This window comes from Escherichia sp. TW09308 (assembly GCF_000208565.1).
Classification (GTDB): domain Bacteria; phylum Pseudomonadota; class Gammaproteobacteria; order Enterobacterales; family Enterobacteriaceae; genus Escherichia; species Escherichia marmotae.
The window spans coordinates 3,583,024-3,602,115 of record NZ_AEME01000001.1; the positions used below are offsets into that span (position 1 = coordinate 3,583,024).

Annotated in this window: 19 protein-coding genes; 7 read left to right on the top strand and 12 right to left on the bottom strand. The window is 50.4% G+C overall.

Annotated features, from left to right (window positions below; all coding sequences use genetic code 11):
• The first annotated feature begins 187 nt into the window (after positions 1-187).
• The 3 genes from sbcD (at position 188) to araJ (ending at position 5,840) form a co-directional block, all read left to right on the top strand.
• Complete coding sequence (sbcD, locus tag ESM_RS0117145; protein WP_001221330.1) at positions 188-1,390, top strand: exonuclease subunit SbcD; 1,203 nt, start codon at positions 188-190, stop codon at positions 1,388-1,390.
• Positions 1,387-4,530, top strand: a complete 3,144-nt coding sequence (sbcC, locus tag ESM_RS0117150; RefSeq protein WP_000698971.1) for an exonuclease subunit SbcC — start codon at positions 1,387-1,389, stop codon at positions 4,528-4,530. The genes sbcD and sbcC overlap by 4 nt, the downstream gene beginning before the upstream one ends.
• 125 nt (positions 4,531-4,655) lie before the next feature.
• Positions 4,656-5,840 (top strand): MFS transporter AraJ, encoded by a 1,185-nt coding sequence (araJ, locus tag ESM_RS0117155; protein ID WP_010379446.1) that lies wholly within the window; start codon positions 4,656-4,658, stop codon positions 5,838-5,840.
• A 178-nt stretch (positions 5,841-6,018) separates the two neighbouring features.
• On the opposite strand, the gene mak is transcribed toward araJ, so the two are convergent.
• The gene (mak, locus tag ESM_RS0117160) at positions 6,019-6,927 is read right to left on the bottom strand and encodes a fructokinase (RefSeq protein WP_001219347.1); all 909 of its coding nucleotides are present in this window, start codon (positions 6,925-6,927) and stop codon (positions 6,019-6,021) included.
• A 124-nt stretch (positions 6,928-7,051) separates the two neighbouring features.
• Here mak and rdgC point away from each other — a divergent pair, with 124 nt between their 5' ends.
• Complete coding sequence (gene rdgC, locus ESM_RS0117165; RefSeq protein WP_010379449.1) at positions 7,052-7,963, top strand: recombination-associated protein RdgC; 912 nt, start codon at positions 7,052-7,054, stop codon at positions 7,961-7,963.
• A 357-nt stretch (positions 7,964-8,320) separates the two neighbouring features.
• Here the strand turns inward: rdgC and ppnP are convergent, their stop codons facing one another.
• The 5 genes from ppnP to ESM_RS0117190 form a co-directional block, all read right to left on the bottom strand.
• A complete protein-coding gene (gene ppnP / locus ESM_RS0117170) occupies positions 8,321-8,605 on the bottom strand; it encodes a pyrimidine/purine nucleoside phosphorylase (protein ID WP_000941942.1) in 285 nt (94 codons plus the stop codon).
• 71 nt (positions 8,606-8,676) lie between these two features.
• Complete coding sequence (locus ESM_RS0117175) at positions 8,677-9,354, bottom strand: AroM family protein (RefSeq protein WP_001276430.1); 678 nt, start codon at positions 9,352-9,354, stop codon at positions 8,677-8,679.
• A gap of 257 nt (positions 9,355-9,611) precedes the next feature.
• A complete protein-coding gene (yaiA, locus tag ESM_RS0117180) occupies positions 9,612-9,803 on the bottom strand; it encodes a protein YaiA (RefSeq protein ID WP_001142443.1) in 192 nt (63 codons plus the stop codon).
• Positions 9,804-9,852: 49 nt separating this feature from the next.
• Positions 9,853-10,377, bottom strand: coding sequence for a shikimate kinase AroL (gene aroL / locus ESM_RS0117185; protein WP_000193402.1), 525 nt, complete (start codon positions 10,375-10,377; stop codon positions 9,853-9,855).
• 182 nt (positions 10,378-10,559) lie between these two features.
• Positions 10,560-11,018, bottom strand: a complete 459-nt coding sequence (locus ESM_RS0117190; RefSeq protein ID WP_000158170.1) for a YaiI/YqxD family protein — start codon at positions 11,016-11,018, stop codon at positions 10,560-10,562.
• A gap of 121 nt (positions 11,019-11,139) precedes the next feature.
• Here ESM_RS0117190 and proC point away from each other — a divergent pair, with 121 nt between their 5' ends.
• Positions 11,140-11,949, top strand: coding sequence for a pyrroline-5-carboxylate reductase (gene proC / locus ESM_RS0117195; protein ID WP_000412183.1), 810 nt, complete (start codon positions 11,140-11,142; stop codon positions 11,947-11,949).
• A 16-nt stretch (positions 11,950-11,965) separates the two neighbouring features.
• Here the strand turns inward: proC and adrA are convergent, their stop codons facing one another.
• The 4 genes from adrA to iraP form a co-directional block, all read right to left on the bottom strand.
• Positions 11,966-13,081 (bottom strand): diguanylate cyclase AdrA, encoded by a 1,116-nt coding sequence (gene adrA, locus ESM_RS0117200; protein WP_000484071.1) that lies wholly within the window; start codon positions 13,079-13,081, stop codon positions 11,966-11,968.
• 101 nt (positions 13,082-13,182) lie between these two features.
• Positions 13,183-13,503, bottom strand: coding sequence for a phosphate starvation-inducible protein PsiF (gene psiF, locus ESM_RS0117205; protein ID WP_000705171.1), 321 nt, complete (start codon positions 13,501-13,503; stop codon positions 13,183-13,185).
• 121 nt (positions 13,504-13,624) lie between these two features.
• The gene (gene phoA / locus ESM_RS0117210) at positions 13,625-15,037 is read right to left on the bottom strand and encodes an alkaline phosphatase (protein ID WP_000814409.1); all 1,413 of its coding nucleotides are present in this window, start codon (positions 15,035-15,037) and stop codon (positions 13,625-13,627) included.
• Positions 15,038-15,138: 101 nt separating this feature from the next.
• Complete coding sequence (gene iraP / locus ESM_RS0117215; protein ID WP_000792967.1) at positions 15,139-15,399, bottom strand: anti-adapter protein IraP; 261 nt, start codon at positions 15,397-15,399, stop codon at positions 15,139-15,141.
• Between the two features lie 460 nt (positions 15,400-15,859).
• Here iraP and ddlA point away from each other — a divergent pair, with 460 nt between their 5' ends.
• On the top strand, positions 15,860-16,954 hold the full coding sequence (ddlA, locus tag ESM_RS0117220; protein WP_000413695.1) for a D-alanine--D-alanine ligase: 1,095 nt from the start codon (positions 15,860-15,862) through the stop codon (positions 16,952-16,954).
• A gap of 203 nt (positions 16,955-17,157) precedes the next feature.
• On the opposite strand, the gene ESM_RS1000000128505 is transcribed toward ddlA, so the two are convergent.
• Positions 17,158-17,370, bottom strand: a complete 213-nt coding sequence (locus ESM_RS1000000128505; RefSeq protein WP_001515864.1) for a DUF2754 domain-containing protein — start codon at positions 17,368-17,370, stop codon at positions 17,158-17,160.
• A gap of 258 nt (positions 17,371-17,628) precedes the next feature.
• Here ESM_RS1000000128505 and ESM_RS0117230 point away from each other — a divergent pair, with 258 nt between their 5' ends.
• Positions 17,629-17,937: a DUF2755 family protein gene (locus ESM_RS0117230; RefSeq protein ID WP_000763136.1), complete on the top strand. Its 309-nt coding sequence runs from the start codon at positions 17,629-17,631 to the stop codon at positions 17,935-17,937.
• A gap of 57 nt (positions 17,938-17,994) precedes the next feature.
• On the opposite strand, the gene yaiW is transcribed toward ESM_RS0117230, so the two are convergent.
• Positions 17,995-19,089 carry a surface-exposed outer membrane lipoprotein YaiW gene (gene yaiW / locus ESM_RS0117235; RefSeq protein WP_000077454.1) on the bottom strand — a complete coding sequence of 365 codons (1,095 nt, stop codon included), beginning with the start codon at positions 19,087-19,089 and terminating at the stop codon, positions 17,995-17,997.
• Positions 19,090-19,092 lie beyond the last annotated feature (3 nt).

Sequence of the window (19,092 nt, forward strand, 5' to 3'; positions counted from 1 at the left end):
TTTGCCCTGTTGTAATAAATAGATTGCGATCATCAATGCGACGTCATTATGCGTCAGATTTATGACAGATTTATGAAAAGAACGTCGCACACCCCTTCAGGTTATTGATTTCCGTGGCGCAGAAAAAAGCAAATAAGACACCTGATTGGGTATAATCGCGCCTATGCTTTTTCGCCAGGGAATTGTTATGCGCATCCTTCACACCTCAGACTGGCATCTCGGCCAGAACTTCTACAGTAAAAGCCGCGAAGCTGAACACCAGGCCTTTCTTGACTGGCTGCTGGAGACAGCGCAAACCCATCAGGTGGATGCAATTATTGTTGCCGGTGATGTTTTCGATACCGGCTCACCGCCCAGCTACGCCCGCACGTTATATAACCGTTTTGTTGTCAATTTACAGCAAACAGGCTGTCATCTGGTGGTACTGGCAGGAAACCATGACTCAGTAGCCACGCTGAATGAATCGCGCGATATCATGGCGTTTCTCAATACCACCGTGGTCGCCAGCGCCGGACATGCGCCGCAAATATTGCCTCGTCGCGACGGAACGCCTGGCGCGGTACTGTGCCCCATCCCTTTTTTACGCCCGCGTGACATTATTACCAGCCAGGCGGGACTTAACGGTATTGAAAAACAGCAGCATTTGCTGGCAGCAATCACCGATTATTACCAACAACATTATGCAGATGCCTGCAAACTGCGCGGCGATCAACCTCTGCCCATCATCGCAACGGGGCATTTAACGACCGTTGGCGCGAGTAAAAGTGACGCCGTGCGTGACATTTATATTGGCACGCTGGACGCGTTTCCGGCACAAAACTTTCCGCCGGCCGACTACATCGCGCTCGGGCATATTCACCGCGCGCAGATCATTGGCGGCATGGAACATGTCCGCTATTGCGGCTCTCCCATCCCACTGAGTTTTGATGAATGCGGCAAGAGTAAATATGTCCATCTGGTGACATTTTCAAATGGCAAATTAGAGAGCGTGGAAAACCTGAGCGTACCGGTAACGCAACCGATGGCAGTGCTGAAAGGCGATTTGGCATCGATTACCGCGCAACTTGAACAATGGCGTAATGTGCCACAGGAGCCGCCTGTCTGGCTGGATATTGAAATCACTACCGATGAGTATCTGCATGATATTCAGCGCAAAATCCAGGCATTAACCGAATCACTGCCTGTCGAAGTATTACTGGTGCGTCGCAGTCGGGAGCAGCGCGAGCGTGTGTTAGCCAGCCAACAGCGTGAAACACTCAGCGAACTTAGCGTCGAAGACGTTTTTAATCGTCGTCTGGCACTGGAAGAACTGGATGAATCGCAGCATCAACGCCTGCAACATCTTTTCGCCACGACGTTGCAGACCCTCGCCGGAGAACACGAAGCATGAAAATTCTCAGCCTGCGCCTGAAAAACCTGAACTCATTAAAAGGCGAATGGAAGATTGATTTCACCCGCGAACCGTTCGCCAGCAACGGTCTGTTTGCCATTACCGGCCCAACCGGCGCGGGTAAAACCACGCTGCTCGATGCCATTTGTCTGGCGCTGTATCACGAAACGCCGCGCCTCTCCAACGTTTCGCAATCGCAAAATGACCTGATGACCCGCGATACTGCCGAATGTCTGGCGGAAGTGGAGTTTGAAGTGAAAGGCGAGGGCTACCGCGCATTCTGGAGCCAGAACCGGGCGCGTAACCAGCCGGACGGTAATTTGCAGGTGCCACGCGTAGAGCTGGCGCGCTGCACAGACGGTAAAATCCTCGCTGATAAAGTGAAAGATAAGCTGGAAATGACGGCGACGTTAACCGGGCTGGATTACGGACGTTTCACCCGTTCGATGCTGCTTTCGCAGGGGCAATTTGCTGCCTTCCTCAATGCTAAACCGAAAGAACGCGCAGAATTGCTGGAGGAGTTAACCGGCACCGAAATTTACGGGCAAATCTCCGCGATGGTCTTTGAACAGCACAAATCGGCCCGCACTGAGCTGGAGAAACTGCAAGCGCAGGCCAGCGGCGTCGCGTTATTAGCGCCTGAACAGGTGCAATCATTAACAGAAAGTTTGCAGGTACTCACTGACGAAGAAAAGCTGTTACTCGCCGCACAGCAGCAAGAGCAACAATCGCTTAACTGGTTAACACGTCTGGATGAATTACAGCAGGAGGCCAGCCGTCGTCAGCAGGCTCTGCAACTGGCGTTGACCGAAGAAGAAAAAGCGCAACCTCAACTGGCGGCGCTTAGTCTGGCACAACCCGCACGAAATCTCCGTCCGCACTGGGAACGTATTGCAGAACACTCTACGGCGCTGGCGCATACTCGCCAACAGATTGAAGAAGTAAATACTCGCCTACAGAGCACAATGGTGTTTCGCGCGAGCATTCGTCACCAGGCGGCGAAGCAGTCGGCTGAATTACAGCACCATCAACAAACCCTGAATGCGTGGTTACAGGAACACGACCGCTTCCGTCTGTGGAACAACGAGCTGGCGGGTTGGCGTGCGCAGTTCTCCCAACAGGCCAGTGAACGCGGGCATCTGCGACAGTGGCAACAGCAATTAACCCATGCCCGGCAAAAACTTAATGCCCTTCCGGCTATCTCTTTAGCTTTAACCGGCGATGAAGTTGCTGTCGCACAAGCGCAACATGCTGAACAACGCCCGCTACGTCAGCGCCTGATTGCACTGCATGGGCAAATTGCTCCCCAGCAAAAACGGCTGGCGCAGTTACAAGCCACTATCCAGAGCGTCACGCAGGAACAGACGCAACGTAACGCCGCACTGACCGAAATGCGCCAGCGTTATAAGGAAAAAACGCAACAGCTTGCCGACGTCAAAACCATTTGCGAGCAGGAAGAGCGCATCAAAACGCTGGAAGCACAGCGCGCACAGTTACAAGCAGGTCAACCTTGTCCACTTTGTGGTTCCACCAGCCACCCGGCGGTAGAGGCGTATCAGGCACTGGAGCCTGGCGTTAATCAGGCCCGATTACTGACGCTGGAAAACGAAGTGAAAAAGCTCGGTGAAGAAGGCGCGGCATTACGTGGACAACTGGACGCATTAACCAGGCAGCTTCAGCGGGATGAAAACGAAGCACAAAGCCTCCGGCAAGATGAGCAAGCACTTACTCAGGAATGGCAGACACTCACTGCCAGCCTCAGTATCACCTTGCAGCCGCAGGACGATATTCAACCGTGGCTTACCGCCCAGGAAGAGCATGAAAAGCAACTGCAATTACTCAATCAGCGTCAAGAATTGCAGGCGCAAATTGCCGCGCATAATCAGCAAATTATCCAGTATCAACAGCAAATTGAACAACGCCATCAGCAACTCTCTACGGCATTAGCGGATTACGCGCTGGCATTGCCGAAGGAAGATGAAGAAGAGAGCTGGTTATCGGCACGTCAGCAAGAAGCGCAGATCTGGCAACAGCGCCAGAACGAATTAAGCGGGCTGCAAAACCGCATCCAGCAACTGACGCCGATTCTGGAAACGCTGCCGCAAAGTGATGAACTTCCGCACAGCGAAGAAACGGTGACGCTGGAAAACTGGCGGCAAATTCACGAGCAATGCCTCGCGTTACAAAGCCAGCAACAGACGTTGCAGCAACAGGAAGTTCTGGCGGCGCAAAGTCTGCAAAATGTCCAGGCACAGTTTGACGCTGCCCTACAGGCCAGCATTTTTGCCGATCAGCAAGCGTTTCTTGCGGCACTGATGGATGAACAAACACTAGCGCAACTGGAACAGCTCAAGCAGAATCTGGAAAACCAGCGCCGTCAGGCACAAACGCTGGCAACTCAGGCGGCAGAAGCTCTGGCACAGCATCAGCAACACCAGCCTGACGGGTTGGATCTCACTTTGACAGCGGAACAGATTCAGCAAGAGTTAGCACAAACTAACCAAAAACTGCGTGAAAATACCACCCATCAGGGCGAGATTCGCCAGCAACTGAAACAGGATGCAGACAACCGTCAGCAACAACAAACCTTAATGCAGCAAATTACTCAAACGACACAGCAGGTTGAGGACTGGGGTTATCTTAATTCGCTGATTGGCTCCAAAGAGGGTGACAAATTCCGTAAATTCGCCCAGGGGCTGACGCTGGATAATCTGGTCCATCTCGCTAATCAGCAACTGACCCGTCTGCACGGGCGCTATCTGTTACAGCGCAAAGCCAGCGAGGCGCTGGAAGTCGAGGTTGTCGATACCTGGCAGGCCGACGCGGTGCGCGATACCCGCACCCTTTCCGGCGGCGAAAGTTTCCTCGTCAGTCTGGCGCTGGCGCTGGCGCTTTCGGATCTGGTCAGCCATAAAACGCGTATTGACTCACTTTTCCTTGATGAAGGTTTCGGCACGCTGGATAGCGAAACGCTGGATACCGCCCTTGATGCACTGGATGCCCTGAACGCCAGCGGTAAAACTATCGGCGTAATTAGCCACGTTGAAGCGATGAAAGAGCGTATTCCTGTGCAAATCAAAGTGAAGAAGATCAACGGTCTGGGCTACAGCAAACTGGACAGCGCGTTTGCAGTGAAATAACTATTCAGCAGGATAATGAATACAGAGGGGCGAATTATCTCTTGGCCTGATTGGTCGTTATCCTGCAAGCTATCACTTTATTGGCTACGGTGATTCGTAGCCGTCCTGTTGGTTGTGATGGTGGTATGAATAAAGTTATTTTATCTTTGGCTCTCGGCACGTTTGGTCTGGGGATGGCCGAATTTGGCATTATGGGCGTGCTCACGGAGCTGGCGCATAATGTGGGGATTTCTATTCCCGCCGCCGGGCATATGATTTCGTATTATGCGCTGGGCGTGGTGGTCGGCGCGCCGATAATCGCCCTCTTCTCCAACCGCTACTCGCTCAAACATATCTTGTTGTTTCTGGTGACGTTGTGCGTCATTGGCAACGCCATGTTTACGTTATCTTCGTCTTACCTGATGCTCGCCATTGGCCGACTGGTTTCCGGCTTTCCGCATGGCGCATTTTTTGGTGTCGGAGCGATTGTATTATCGAAAATTATCAAACCCGGTAAAGTCACCGCCGCCGTGGCGGGTATGGTTTCCGGGATGACGGTCGCCAATCTGCTGGGTATTCCGCTGGGAACGTATTTAAGCCAGGAATTTAGCTGGCGTTACACCTTTTTATTAATCTCTGTTTTTAATATTGCAGTGATGGCATCGGTCTATTTTTGGGTGCCAGATATTCGCGACGAGGCGAAAGGAAACCTGCGCGAACAGTTTCATTTTTTGCGAAGCCCCGCGCCGTGGCTAATTTTTGCCGCCACCATGTTTGGTAACGCGGGGGTATTCGCCTGGTTCAGTTACGTAAAACCTTACATGATGTTTATTTCCGGTTTTTCGGAAACGGCGATGACCTTCATTATGATGCTGGTCGGGCTGGGGATGGTACTGGGGAATGTGCTAAGTGGCCGGATTTCAGGACGTTACTCTCCGCTGCGCATTGCGGCAGTGACTGACTTCATTATTGTGCTTGCATTGCTGATGCTCTTTTTCTTCGGCGGTATGAAAACAACGTCGCTGGTTTTTGCTTTTATTTGTTGTGCGGGATTATTTGCCCTCTCTGCACCGCTGCAAATTCTGCTACTGCAAAATGCCAAAGGTGGAGAGTTATTAGGTGCTGCAGGTGGGCAAATAGCGTTTAACCTCGGTAGCGCAGTTGGCGCATATTGCGGTGGTATGATGCTGACGCTGGGGCTGGCATATAATTACGTGGCGCTGCCCGCCGCCTTGCTTTCGTTTGCTGCGATGTCGTCGTTGCTGCTGTATGGTCGCTATAAGCGCCAGCAAGCGGCGGATAATCCGGTGCTGGCGAAACCATTGGGGTAGGTCGCGGTCACGGTGAACGTTGCTTGTTGCCGGATGCGGCGTACAGATATGCTCATTTTGTAGGCCTGATAAGACGCGGCAAGCGTCACATCAGGCATCGGAGTACGATGTCGGATGCGGCGCGAGCGCCTTATCCGACCTGAGCATCAGGCATGATGCACCAATGGCCTAACTGTTTTTACTCTTGCGGCCATAACCACGCGGCACCGCGTACGCCGCTCGAATCACCATGCTTCGCCTTACGTACCGGCGTTTCACATTCTCCACCGAAGACAAATTGTTTAATCAACGGCGGAACCGTTTGATATAAACGGTCAACATTGCTCATTCCACCGCCCAGCACAATCACATCCGGATCGAGAATATTCACCACATGTGCCAGCGATTTTGCCAGTCGTAGCTCGTAACGACGCAATGCCAGCTCTGCAACGGGATCTTTCTCTTCAACAAGACGAACAATTTCGCGGCCTTTCAGCGCATTTCCACTTAAACGATGATAATCCGTGGCAAATCCAGTGCCAGAAATAAAGGTTTCAATACAACCTTGTTTACCGCAATAACAAGGGACTTCCTCGCGATAACGCAGTTCATCTTCGTCCATCCACGGTAGCGGATTATGTCCCCACTCGCCTGCCGTGCCATTGCCGCCGATATGCGCCCGACCATTGAAGGCTACCCCCGCGCCGCACCCCGTGCCGATAATCACGGCAAAGACCGTTTGCGCTCCTGATGCCGCACCATCTACCGCTTCTGAAACCGCCAGGCAGTTGGCGTCATTGGCCAGACGGACTTCCCGCTGCAGTCGCGCACTTAAGTCTTTATCGAATGGCTGACCGTTAAGCCAGGTTGAATTGGCATTTTTCACCACGCCGGTGTAGGGCGAAATCGAGCCTGGAATGCCCATGCCTACCGTTCCGCGCTGCCCTGTCGCCTGCTCCGCCATCTCTACCAACGTGGCGATCGTTTCAATGGTCTGCTGGTAATCATCGCGCGGCGTGGGCAGACGATGACGGTACAACTGCTCCCCGGCCTCGCCCAGTGCAATCACTTCAGTTTTAGTGCCGCCTAAATCGATACCTATACGCACAGAACTCTCCTTATTTTTTTCAATATCAATAGCGTAGAGACGGACACCCGGATTGACAATGCAAGGCCGCCGACAATTCGTTATTATGCCCGCTAAATTTAACGACAAGGCCGTGGAAATTATCATGCTGTGGTTCAAAAATTTAATGGTTTACCGTCTTAGCCGCGAAATTTCGCTGCGTGCGGAAGAGATGGAAAAACAGCTAGCCTCGATGGCATTTACCCCATGCGGCAGCCAGGACATGGCGAAGATGGGCTGGGTTCCTCCGATGGGATCGCACAGCGATGCATTAACGCACGTTGCCAATGGTCAAATTGTTATCTGTGCGCGTAAAGAAGAAAAAATTCTCCCGTCTCCGGTCATTAAACAGGCGCTGGAAGCGAAAATCGCCAAACTGGAAGCGGAACAGGCGCGTAAGCTGAAGAAGACCGAAAAAGATTCCCTGAAAGATGAGGTGCTGCACTCTCTGCTGCCGCGCGCATTCAGCCGCTTTAGCCAAACTATGATGTGGATCGACACGGTTAATGGTTTGATCATGGTGGACTGCGCCAGCGCCAAAAAAGCGGAAGATACGCTGGCGCTGCTGCGTAAAAGTCTGGGGTCGTTACCGGTTGTGCCGTTGAGCATGGAAAACCCGATTGAACTGACGTTGACCGAATGGGTACGCTCCGGTAGCGCGGCACAGGGATTCCAGTTGCTTGATGAAGCCGAGCTGAAATCGCTGCTGGAAGATGGCGGCGTGATCCGTGCGAAAAAACAGGATCTGACCTGCGAAGAGATCACCAATCATATTGAAGCCGGAAAAGTGGTGACTAAACTGGCGCTCGACTGGCAGCAGCGCGTTCAGTTTGTGATGTGTGACGATGGTTCGCTTAAGCGCCTGAAGTTCTGCGACGAACTGCGAGATCAAAACGAAGACATCGACCGTGAAGATTACGCCCAGCGTTTTGATGCCGATTTCATCCTGATGACCGGCGAACTGGCAGCATTAATTCAAAACCTGATCGAAGGATTAGGTGGCGAAGCACAACGTTAATTGCTGATTTTTCTTCAACGCCAGATAAGACGCCTGCGCGTCTTATCTGGCATGTGACGCCATACCAGGCATTAATATAATCATTCGCTACATCGAGCAATGATTTTTATAACATGGCAAACCGGAGCTTCCACTATTTTAATTGCGCATCAGGTAGCGGTAGCAATGAATTAGAGATTGAACGTCATGGCCAGCAATACAAGCACCTAACCCTTTGATTTAAATGTTAACGTTCAATAAAGCCAATTGATTTGAATATATCAAAAATATAAAAATCAGCAGCCTTTGAAATTTTTAATTATAAAAACAAATTACTTTTCAGAAAAATGCCCTCCCAATCAACGGGAAGGCGAGATATTACAGATAGCGGCACAAATAAGAGGTCGGTTCAGCAACTTGCAAATGAAATTCACTGTGGCCGGGAACATTGAATACGGAACCGGCTTCATACACTTGCCAGTCGGTCGCATCAGGCAGCAACACATTCAGCGCCCCGCTGATTACCGTCATCTCTTCAGGTTCAGCGGTGCTGAAGGTATATTCGCCTTCAACCATGACACCAACGCTGGCGCGACCAGTGCTGCTGCTGGAAAAGCCGATCGATTTCACTTTGCCGGAAAAGTACTCGTTACTTTGAAGCATAAACTGGCCCTGTCTGGTAGTTAAACATCCACTTCACTATAGGGGTCAGAGGCGCTGACTGTCACGCAAAATTAAACCAGTAATTCTGCCGCCAGCCTTGCAATCAATACGTTAGAGAGCAAAACAGGAACATCGAGCTGTTTTTGCAGTAAATCGCGGTGACGTTGGTTAAATCCCAAACAATCCAGCATGATGACATCTGCGCCGTTTTCCAGTAATTCTTTCCCGGCATCGATGATTTTCTGTTCAGAATCGTGAATGGGATTGCCCAGAGAAAGCAAGGGGGGTTTTTGCAGGATTTGCCATTTTTGCGCCTGAACGTGCAACAGTTCTTCTACCGGTACAATAACACCGACCTGATGACCTTCGACAATGGAGGAAACCAGCGGTGGTAATATACGTAACGGTTCGAGAAAGATTGTATTACGCGCCGTCATACAGCTAATGTTTGCCGTACTCATCAGCAAAATGACGTCGTACCCCTGATTATCAAGCACTTCAACCACGCTTTGCAGATCTCGCTCCACTTTACGACGCGAAATGTGGGCCAGTTGATTATCATTTAATAAAGTGAGAATCGTTTCTTCACCTGCTTCTGGCGCATACTCCGCCATCACTTCTTCGCGGCTTAACTTCCCCAGCAGGCTATGATGGGAAATGTTATTTTCGTCAATGTACTCAGTCAGGAGCGGCAAAACTTCCTGCATAGGTACAATGCCGATGGTCAGGATCGCCAACGACGCACTCATTGTTCTTCCACCTTACTTTTATTTCGTCGTTAATTACCGGGCAAATGCTAAGCACCACTGCTGACACTTACCTGTGCTACAAATGACAAAAAGCGTAGCAGCAGACGCATCCGGCATAATGTAAAGATTCCAAATGATTCCAGTAATGGATTGTTATTGTTTAATATTCTAATTATTAGGAAAACATGGATTGCGAAAAATGTGACGCAAGTCCGTTGTGGTAGCACTCAGAGTCCTTTCCGAGCAGTCTGATACGGTCACTCTTTGTCAGGATCCTCATAGCGTTTTTTCGCATCCATCGCTTCCAAAGCTGTCGGATGTTCGCTGATTAAAGAGTCAGGTTTGGGATGATCGGCTCTAAGCTGATACCAGGTTACGGTCTGCCCTGGTTTTCCTTTTTCAATCGTCACAACATATGCTTCACGAGGATAAGGTGGTTTCGTTGGCATCGTTCTTCCTTATTTCACGGGATGAACGTTAAGTATAGGCACTCGGGAATCAACAATTGATCGTCTGTGCCAGGGCGCAACGAATTTCAGAAATCACCTGGCTGGGTTCGTTGTTAGCGTTAATGATAATATGCGCAACTTCGCGATATAACACATCGCGTTCTTCCAGCACTTCCTGAACTTCTTCACTTAGCGGTTTTCCGGTTAAGGCTGGTCGCAAATCCTCTTCGGGTGCAGCTTGCAGACGATTAACCAGTACCGCTACTGGCGCACACAAATAAACCACAATCCCGTTATTGCGCATGTAGTGACGATTAAATTCCGTCAGAATAATGCCGCCGCCCGTGGCAATAACAGTGGATGGCGCAGTCACCGCTTCCAGTGCTGCGGTTTCTCTGGCGCGAAATCCGCCCCACTCTTCCCTTTCGACGATCTCTGCGACCGTCATATTGAGTTGTGATTGCAGCCATTGATCGGTATCGACAAACCGATAGTTGAGCGAATCGGCAAGGGCCATTCCGACCGTTGTTTTACCACAGCCCCGAGGCCCGATCAGAAAAAGAGGTTGTGTCATCGTGGGTTTTCCCCAAAAGGCCGCAATGCGGCGAAAGCCGGTTTCGTGAGAATAGCGATCATACCATTAAACTAGTACAATTTCGATTGTAAAGAAATAATTCCACTTAAGGTAAAAATTTCAATCTACACCTTACTATACCAAGAAATTAGCGAGAAAGAAGTGTAAATAATAAATTACATTTATGCGCGACTACGTTGCACTTCCAGCCACCACTTTTCCAGCTCAGCGGCAAAGGCCTGGCGGTCACGTTGTGAAAGGCTATCTGGCCCCCCGGTTTGAATACCACTGGCGCGTAAGGTGTCCATAAAATCGCGCATTGTCAGGCGTTCGCGAATGGTCGCCGTCGTGTAACGTTCGCCACGTGGATTAAGTGCCGCAGCCCCCTTCTCGATGACTTCAGAAGCCAAAGGAATATCAGCAGTGATCACCAGATCGCCCGGCTCACACTGACGTACAATTTCATTATCGGCAACATCGAAGCCTGCCGCGACGCGTAGCGTGCGAATAAACCGCGATGGCGGCACGCGTAAACTCTGATTTGCCACCAGCACCAACGGCACCTGCATACGTTCTGCTGCACGATACAGAATCTCTTTAATTACATTGGGACACGCATCGGCATCCACCCATATCGTCATAAGCCCCTCCTTTGTTGGGTAATCCTCTATTGTGTCGCGCTTTTGCCTTCCGGCATAGTTCTGTTTATGCTTCTGACCAGGCGCTTTCCAAAACAATGAATTTCACGGCAGGAGTGAGGCAATGGAAAAGAAAATCGGTTTTATTGGCTGCGGCAATATGGGAAAAGCCATTCTCGGCGGTCTGATTGCCAGTGGTCAGGTTCTTCCAGGGCAAATCTGGGTCTATACCCCCTCCCCGGATAAAGTCGCCGCTTTGCATGATCAGTTTGGCATCAACGCCGCAGAATCGGCGCAGGAAGTGGCACAAATCACCGACATCGTTTTTGCCGCTGTTAAACCTGGCATTATGATCAAAGTGCTTAGTGAAATCACTTCCAGCCTGAATAAAGACTCGCTGGTGGTTTCTATTGCTGCGGGCGTCACACTCGACCAACTTGCCCGGGCACTGGGCCATGACCGGAAAATTATCCGCGCCATGCCGAACACTCCCGCGCTGGTCAATGCCGGGATGACCTCCGTGACGCCAAACGCACTGGTCACGCCAGAGGATACCGCCGATGTGCTGAATATTTTCCGCTGTTTTGGCGAGGCGGAGGTGATTGCCGAACCGATGATCCACCCGGTGGTCGGCGTGAGCGGTTCTTCACCTGCCTATGTTTTTATGTTTATCGAAGCGATGGCCGACGCCGCCGTACTAGGTGGGATGCCACGCGCGCAGGCGTATAAATTTGCCGCCCAGGCGGTAATGGGATCTGCAAAAATGGTGCTGGAAACCGGAGAACATCCGGGCGTATTGAAAGATATGGTCTGCTCACCAGGAGGCACCACCATTGAAGCAGTACGCGTGCTGGAAGAGAAAGGTTTCCGTGCCGCAGTGATCGAAGCGATGACGAAGTGTATGGAAAAATCAGAAAAACTTAGCAAATCCTGATGAACCACTCCGGACGTCAGGCCGCCACTTCGGTGCGGTTACGTCCGGCTTTCTTTGCTTTATAGAGTGCCATATCGGCCGATTTCAGCCACTCGCGATAGTGACTCATTTGCGGACTCAGCGGCGCGACACCAACACTTATCCGCAACATCACCTGCGGCGTACTTGGTAAGCGTAATGTATTTAGCCCATCATGTACGCGTAACATGGCGGTAATGGCGTTTTCTGCTGGCGTACCAGACATAATCACCGCAAATTCATCGCCCCCAAAACGACCAATCACATCACTGCCGCGCAGAGTGATTTGTAACTGTCGGGTCAGTGCCACAATCGCTTCATCACCCACATCGTGGCCCCAGGTGTCGTTGATGCTTTTGAAATGGTCGATATCGATGATTAATAACGTCGCATCGCGGTTATGCCGCCGACAATTATCAAACTCATTACGCAGCATAATTTCCCAGTGACGCCTGTTATAAACCCCCGTCATGCCATCACGAGTGCTCATTACCTGCAATCTGCGTTTATGTTCTGCAAGTTTTGTTGCCGTCTGGTAGCTGACCCAGCCAAACAGCAGAGGATAAATAACGATAATGGGAAGGGAAAGCCACCACTCCAGCGGTGCACTATTTAGCGACACCGTGATACCCGTTAGTTCAAGCGTGACAAGGCAGGAAACTACCATTAACACCAGACCAGCGACAAACAGACGAGGGCCACCAGCCCCCATCAAATTCAGACACATAATCATTAACATCGCGATCGAAGGCAGCACGTTTACGCCCATCACGCCTACCCACATCCCCGCTAATACTGCATCAGTTTTTAAGTTGTAAATTTCCCGGCTAAGTGGATCAATGGCCCTGCTCGCTAACTGCCAGGCTAAATGCGGCCAGACAAAAGCCCAGCCGACCAACACCAGCCACCACCACCCCGGCGGCGGGTGCGAAACCAGCGTTGATGCAATCGGTAAGAACATCCCAGCCAGCCCAACCATACGGGGCAACCTGACGCGACGGGCAAAGCGCAGCCCGGAACGCTGATGTTCGTTTTGAGGAGTTAATGGTGGTTCCTCCCCGTGCGCCGCCGCTTTTTTGAAAAAGTTTTCATCATTCATTATTTTTGGGAACATTTAGAAACAATTTGCCCAAATTATAGAGACGGGATTAAGAGCGGGAGTATGATATTTCGGGTGAGCCATTTTCTTAGCTCACCCGTTAGCACTATCAGGTATTACGCGGCGTTCTTGAGGCAGGTGCTCATAAACTTATTGCGATCATCACCTTTCAGAGATTGCTGCGTCGCCTGACCATTGCATTCGCGCATCTTCTGCTGTTGCGGCGTCAAACTCTTCTCGCCGGGCGCAGACTTACTGTTCTTCAGGCAATCACTCATGTACGTCTTACGGGCATCCCCTTTCAACGCCTGCGCCGTGGCCTGTTGATTACAGGAAGTCATACGCTGTTGTTGCGGGGTTAACGTCCTCTCGGCAGCGCCAACTGTGGTTAAAAAAACTAAACCGAATAGCAGGGTAACCAGTAATGTTATTTTCATAGCACCATCCCTCTTAACATTTTAACCAGGAGCGTTTGCGCCCGTGATCTGCCTTTAAGTCTGGTTGCTAACAGCAAAAAAACCACCCGACGACACAAATTCATCGTCGGGTGCGGTTTAATTACAGGCCCAATGCGGCTTTCATGGTGTAGAAGAGATCGGTCTGATCGGTCAGGCCAACGACGTTTGCAGCGTGCGGGCCATAAGCAGCAATACGCAACTGGCTGCCAGTATGCTCTTGCGAATCCTCTTCAGAGTTACCGTAGCTCATCACCATTACTGCGCCATCTTTGGTATTTAACGCCTGAGTCAGACCCGGTGCTTTGGTATCCGGCGGGACAATTTGGCTGGCGTGAGCATGGTCAGCCGTTACCACTACCAGGGTGTTACCATCTTTTTTGGCAAATTCCAGCGCCCGTTGTACAGCTTCATCAAGGTCAACCGTCTCACCAATTTGCCCACAAGGATTCGCGGCGTGATCCTGTTTGTCGATCGATGCACCTTCGACTTGCAGGAAGAAGCCTTTTTCATTTTTACTTAATAACTCAATGGCCTTGTCGGTCATCTGCGCTAACGTCGGTATGCTGTCATTACGCTGCGGATTCGGAGTACAAGTTACCGCAGGCTTATCGATATTGCCGTGATAAGACGCCTTTGGACCTTTCCAGCGTACCGGCATATTGCCATCGGAAAATAATCCGAGCAGTGGTTTATCCTGATTTGCCTCCGTCACCGCTTCTAACGAGGCTGTATCAGTCACTAACTGATAACCACGCGCCTGTGCTTGTTCACGCAGCGTTTTTCCCTGCCATTCACCGGCGGTTGCTGTTTCTGCAAACGTTTTTGCACCGCCGCCAAGCGTTACATCGGCACGAGCGTTAAGCAGTTGTTCAGTGATGGAGCCTTTACCGCCTTTTTCCAGCGCATTACTCGGGCATTTTTCACTGGTAACGCTCGGTCCGTAGCATTTGCGCGACGTCACATGCGCCACCAGCGCGGCAGGTGTGGCATCCTGCAATTCAGCCGTTGAAACGTTGCCAGTGGCCAGGCCTGCGGCTTTTGCCATCTCCAGTATCGTTGGATGATCTTTTTCATGAATATCGACGCCCAGCGCGCCGTTATAGGTTTTGACGCCAGTTGACCAGGCGGTTGCTGACGCAGCGGAGTCGGTTACGTAGTCCGGTTTACCGGTTCTTTTATCCAGAGAATAGTGAGTGTATTGCCCGGTAAGCGGTAACGCATCGATTCCTTTAAAAAAACCGCCCGCACCTTCGGCATAATTTCGTGCGGCAGTAATTTCCGAATCCCCCATCCCATCGCCAATCAGTAATATAATATTTTTTACCGGCTTATCGCTAAGTGAATCACGCAAGGCGGCGGTCTGATCGCCTGTTAAACGGCGGGCACCGCCGGGCGTAGTAATATCTCCCTGTGCAGCCCGGTTTTCCAGAATGGGTGTCTGCGGCGTCTGGGCGTTTGTTACAGGGGTAAACAATAACGGTAAGAGAGCCAGTGCAATAGTGCTTTGTTTCACTTTATTTTCTCCATGTACAAATACAGTAAAAAATAAAAACAAAGCGACTATAAGTCTCTGGCGTGACAGCTTTATGACAATCGTTGAAAAGGCTTAATTTTTTACTGACGAGGATACCTCAATAACTTCTTTACGTAATCGCGCAGCAGCTCCGTGTCGTCATCAGGAATGCTGGCATCGGGCTTTACCGCATACAACGCCCCCTCAACCTGATCAATCAACCGCTGTTGGTCTTTTTGCGCCATATTGCGAAGCATCGCGGTGACAATAATCTCCAGTGCCTCAACCTGCGCGCACAGTTCCTTCGACTCTTCTTCTTTTTGGGCAAGCTTAAATAACAACTCAGCAATGAGATTTTTCATGTCTGTATTTCCTTATCCAAAGTATGGAGAAGTTAACATTATGCTTCATAACTGCATAGGGGCTGGAAGTAGTATTTTTATGACGAAGGAAATACTTTGCACAAATATTTCCACATATTTATCAGCGAAACGTTTCTCTTATTTAAATAATTACCTTACAAATAAAACAGCTATTCAATTATAAATCATTAATATAATAAAAAGTTATGAAATATATTTAGTTCGTTAACTTATTATTAAGTTATTCACAAGCCGAGTCATGGTTAATGCCAGCAACAAATTAGCTTCCCGTTCATCATTTTTGTGATCTGTAGAACATAATTTAATCGATGATATTTCACAGTCAGTACGCTGAGCGCTTTGTGACCAGAAGATTGCAACATTCTGTCAGAAGGCCGCGAATCAACCGTTTTGTCGTGGTAATGTATGTTCTTTATGTTCGACGGGATAGGTTTTTAAGATGGAAAAACTGCGGGTAGGTATCGTTTTTGGTGGAAAATCAGCGGAACATGAAGTGTCTCTGCAATCGGCAAAAAACATTGTCGATGCCATTGATAAAAGTCGTTTCGACGTTGTGCTGCTGGGCATTGATAAACAAGGGCAATGGCACGTCAGTGATGCCAGTAATTATCTGCTAAACGCAGACGATCCTGCCCATATCGCGTTGCGCCCTTCGGCTACCAGCCTCGCGCAGGTGCCGGGTAGACATGAGCATCAACTTATTGATGCACAGAACGGCCAACCATTGCCGACGGTAGATGTCATTTTCCCGATTGTCCACGGTACGCTGGGTGAAGATGGCTCCCTGCAGGGGATGTTGCGGGTCGCTAATTTACCGTTTGTCGGTTCCGATGTGCTGGCCTCTGCCGCCTGTATGGATAAAGACGTCACCAAACGTCTGCTGCGTGATGCCGGGTTGAACATTGCGCCATTTATTACCCTGACACGCGCCAATCGTCACAAAATCAGTTTTGCCGAAGTGGAGTCTAAACTGGGTTTACCGCTGTTCGTTAAACCCGCTAACCAGGGCTCTTCTGTTGGCGTCAGCAAAGTGACTAACGAAGAACAGTACGCGATTGCCGTCGATCTGGCGTTCGAGTTCGATCACAAAGTGATCGTTGAACAAGGGATCAAAGGGCGTGAGATCGAATGCGCGGTTCTGGGCAACGACAATCCGCAAGCCAGCACCTGTGGCGAGATCGTCCTGACCAGCGATTTCTACGCCTACGACACCAAATACATTGACGAAGATGGTGCGAAAGTGGTGGTTCCGGCAGCCATTGCGCCAGACATCAACGATAAGATCCGGGCGATTGCCATTCAGGCTTATCAGGCGCTGGGCTGTGCTGGCATGGCGCGTGTTGACGTCTTCTTAACGCCGGAAAACGAGGTGGTGATCAACGAGATCAACACGCTGCCGGGCTTCACTAATATCAGCATGTATCCGAAGTTGTGGCAAGCCAGCGGTCTGGGCTACACCGACCTGATCACGCGTTTGATTGAACTGGCACTGGAACGTCACGCTGCGGATAACGCGTTGAAAACCACAATGTAATTTTCAATCGCCCGGTAATATTTTTATTGGGCGTTTAAGACTGGTGACAAGCGTAAGATTGCCTGATGCGCTACGCTTATCAGGCCTACCAGACAATTTCAATATATTGATTTTGCAAGATTTTGTAGACAGGCTAAAGCGTTAATGCCGCATCCGGCATGAACAGCGAGTACTTTGCCATCCCCTGAACGCCCAATCATATGTTATTGGGCGTTTTCAGTTTCGTCATCGCGACGACGAATAATCAGCCCCGCCAGCCAGAAACTAATTACCCACGTCACCAGACCGACTGCATATGTCTGCCAACCTTTTGCTTCAAATCCCAGCAAACCCACCACACCGTTAAGAATGAAAATGAGACCAATGGCGAACGCATAGTAGTGCCAGTCGCGGCGGATTTTTACAGGCAAATTCATGGCAGCTCCGATAATGAAAAACAGCATCCTCGCATATTCTGTAACATCCGTCTGTGGCGTAGACAGCATTTCCAGTGTCGTTAAAAAATTCAGCTTAAAGTTACCATTTTGTGACTCGCGACGAATATTCACGCTTCGGGAATATTCCCACCATCAATTTACCATGATTCTGATATTGACAATCTCAATGACCTGTCAGACTTGCCATAGCCGCTGGTATCACACCAGAAGAGAAGCAAATGACTTCCGGAGGTTTTTATGGCTGATTTCACCCTATCAAAATCGCTGTTTAACGGAAAATATCGCAACACCTCTTCAACGCCTGGCAACATTGCCTATGCGCTGTTTGTACTGTTTTGCTTTTGGATTGGGGCGCAATTACTGAATCTGTTGGTGCATGCGCCTGGCGTCTATGAGCGTTTAATGCAGGTTCAGGATACAGGCCGCCCACGAGTGGAAATCGGCTTAGGTGTCGGCACCATTTTTGGGCTAATCCCATTTTTGGTTGGTTGCTTCATTTTTGCCGTGGTTGCTTTATGGCTGCACTGGCGACATCGTCGCCAGTAAGATTTGCTGTGCCAGATGCGGCGTAAACGCCTTATCTGGCCTACGATTCCCCATTGATCACGGTTTCATACAACGCGCCCGTCGCTCATCAACGCGCTTCGCAAACCATGCTGTTGTAAGGTTACGAGTGATTTTCGGGCTTTCCAGTTGGATACCGGGCAACATTTCACGTGGTAGCGATTTACCCGTTTTCGCTTCTGCAAGCTGATAAACTTTCTGGTACAGCGCCGTCTCTTCAAAAGAGAAGCGGTCCCCTTTCTCTAACTGACGGCGAATTTCGCTGTCACTCATACCCAGTTTGCCTGCCAGTTTGCGCGTTGCCAGTTCTGTTTTACCGGGTTCTTTGCTGTCATAGCGAATCAAATCCCCATCCAGCGCCAGTTTCACGCCGCTGGCTTTGCTGACCGCGTTCTGAAACGCGGCGTTCCGACTGGCATACCAGCCGGCATTAAAGTCAGCAAAACGATATATCGGCGCGCTGTAACTGGCGGGATAATTCAGTAAATGGTAAGTACCAAACCATAATCCGCCGCGACGACTAAAGACTTCCTGACGGACAGTACCGTCCATTTTCCACGGATAGCCTTTGGTATGCTGTTCGGCAAAAGCAATGCTGACTTGCATCGGCCCACCCGTGCGCACCGGGTTAAGCGAACCAAACAGCGTCTGGCCCATCGGCACCATGCTGATCAGATCGTCAAAAATCGCGCTTAACTGCTTTTCTGTACGCACGGAATCTAACCGTTCGCTGTAACTTTTGCCGTTTGGTGATTTAATTTTCAGCGCGGTATGAACCAAAAAAGCGGGGATATGCATCCGTTCGGCGCGACGGTCAATCTCTTGCCAGGCAATTTTACTTAAGCCCGGAACGGCCGGATCCGCCTGATAATTAGACTCCTGCTGTGCCACCGCCAGCACCGAGCAGACGTTTTCCAGCGTCGGTGCCAGCCCCTGACTTTCAAAAGTGGTGGCAATATCTTTCGCCCAGGCATCGCGGTCTTTCACGCTGGCGGGCAACTTCTGCCGCACGACGCTCGCTACATCTATCGCTTTTTCGCCCTTTTTCAACGGTTGCGGAGCCTGACTACTACACCCCGCTAAAACCAGAACCGCCAACAATGAAAGCGAAGAAAGACGAGTGAACTGCGACATTAC

Excerpts from the sequence above, each read along its gene's own strand:
- sbcD (WP_001221330.1), top strand. The coding sequence starts at position 188 with ATGCGCATCCTTCACACCTCAGACTGGCATCTCGGCCAGAACTTCTAC.
- sbcC (WP_000698971.1), top strand. The coding sequence starts at position 1,387 with ATGAAAATTCTCAGCCTGCGCCTGAAAAACCTGAACTCATTAAAAGGC.
- araJ (WP_010379446.1), top strand. The coding sequence starts at position 4,656 with ATGAATAAAGTTATTTTATCTTTGGCTCTCGGCACGTTTGGTCTGGGG.
- rdgC (WP_010379449.1), top strand. The coding sequence starts at position 7,052 with ATGCTGTGGTTCAAAAATTTAATGGTTTACCGTCTTAGCCGCGAAATT.
- ppnP (WP_000941942.1), bottom strand. The coding sequence starts at position 8,605 with ATGCTTCAAAGTAACGAGTACTTTTCCGGCAAAGTGAAATCGATCGGC.
- ESM_RS0117175 (WP_001276430.1), bottom strand. The coding sequence starts at position 9,354 with ATGAGTGCGTCGTTGGCGATCCTGACCATCGGCATTGTACCTATGCAG.
- yaiA (WP_001142443.1), bottom strand. The coding sequence starts at position 9,803 with ATGCCAACGAAACCACCTTATCCTCGTGAAGCATATGTTGTGACGATT.
- aroL (WP_000193402.1), bottom strand. The coding sequence starts at position 10,377 with ATGACACAACCTCTTTTTCTGATCGGGCCTCGGGGCTGTGGTAAAACA.
- ESM_RS0117190 (WP_000158170.1), bottom strand. The coding sequence starts at position 11,018 with ATGACGATATGGGTGGATGCCGATGCGTGTCCCAATGTAATTAAAGAG.
- proC (WP_000412183.1), top strand. The coding sequence starts at position 11,140 with ATGGAAAAGAAAATCGGTTTTATTGGCTGCGGCAATATGGGAAAAGCC.
- adrA (WP_000484071.1), bottom strand. The coding sequence starts at position 13,081 with ATGTTCCCAAAAATAATGAATGATGAAAACTTTTTCAAAAAAGCGGCG.
- psiF (WP_000705171.1), bottom strand. The coding sequence starts at position 13,503 with ATGAAAATAACATTACTGGTTACCCTGCTATTCGGTTTAGTTTTTTTA.
- iraP (WP_000792967.1), bottom strand. The coding sequence starts at position 15,399 with ATGAAAAATCTCATTGCTGAGTTGTTATTTAAGCTTGCCCAAAAAGAA.
- ddlA (WP_000413695.1), top strand. The coding sequence starts at position 15,860 with ATGGAAAAACTGCGGGTAGGTATCGTTTTTGGTGGAAAATCAGCGGAA.
- ESM_RS1000000128505 (WP_001515864.1), bottom strand. The coding sequence starts at position 17,370 with ATGAATTTGCCTGTAAAAATCCGCCGCGACTGGCACTACTATGCGTTC.
- ESM_RS0117230 (WP_000763136.1), top strand. The coding sequence starts at position 17,629 with ATGGCTGATTTCACCCTATCAAAATCGCTGTTTAACGGAAAATATCGC.
- yaiW (WP_000077454.1), bottom strand. The coding sequence starts at position 19,089 with ATGTCGCAGTTCACTCGTCTTTCTTCGCTTTCATTGTTGGCGGTTCTG.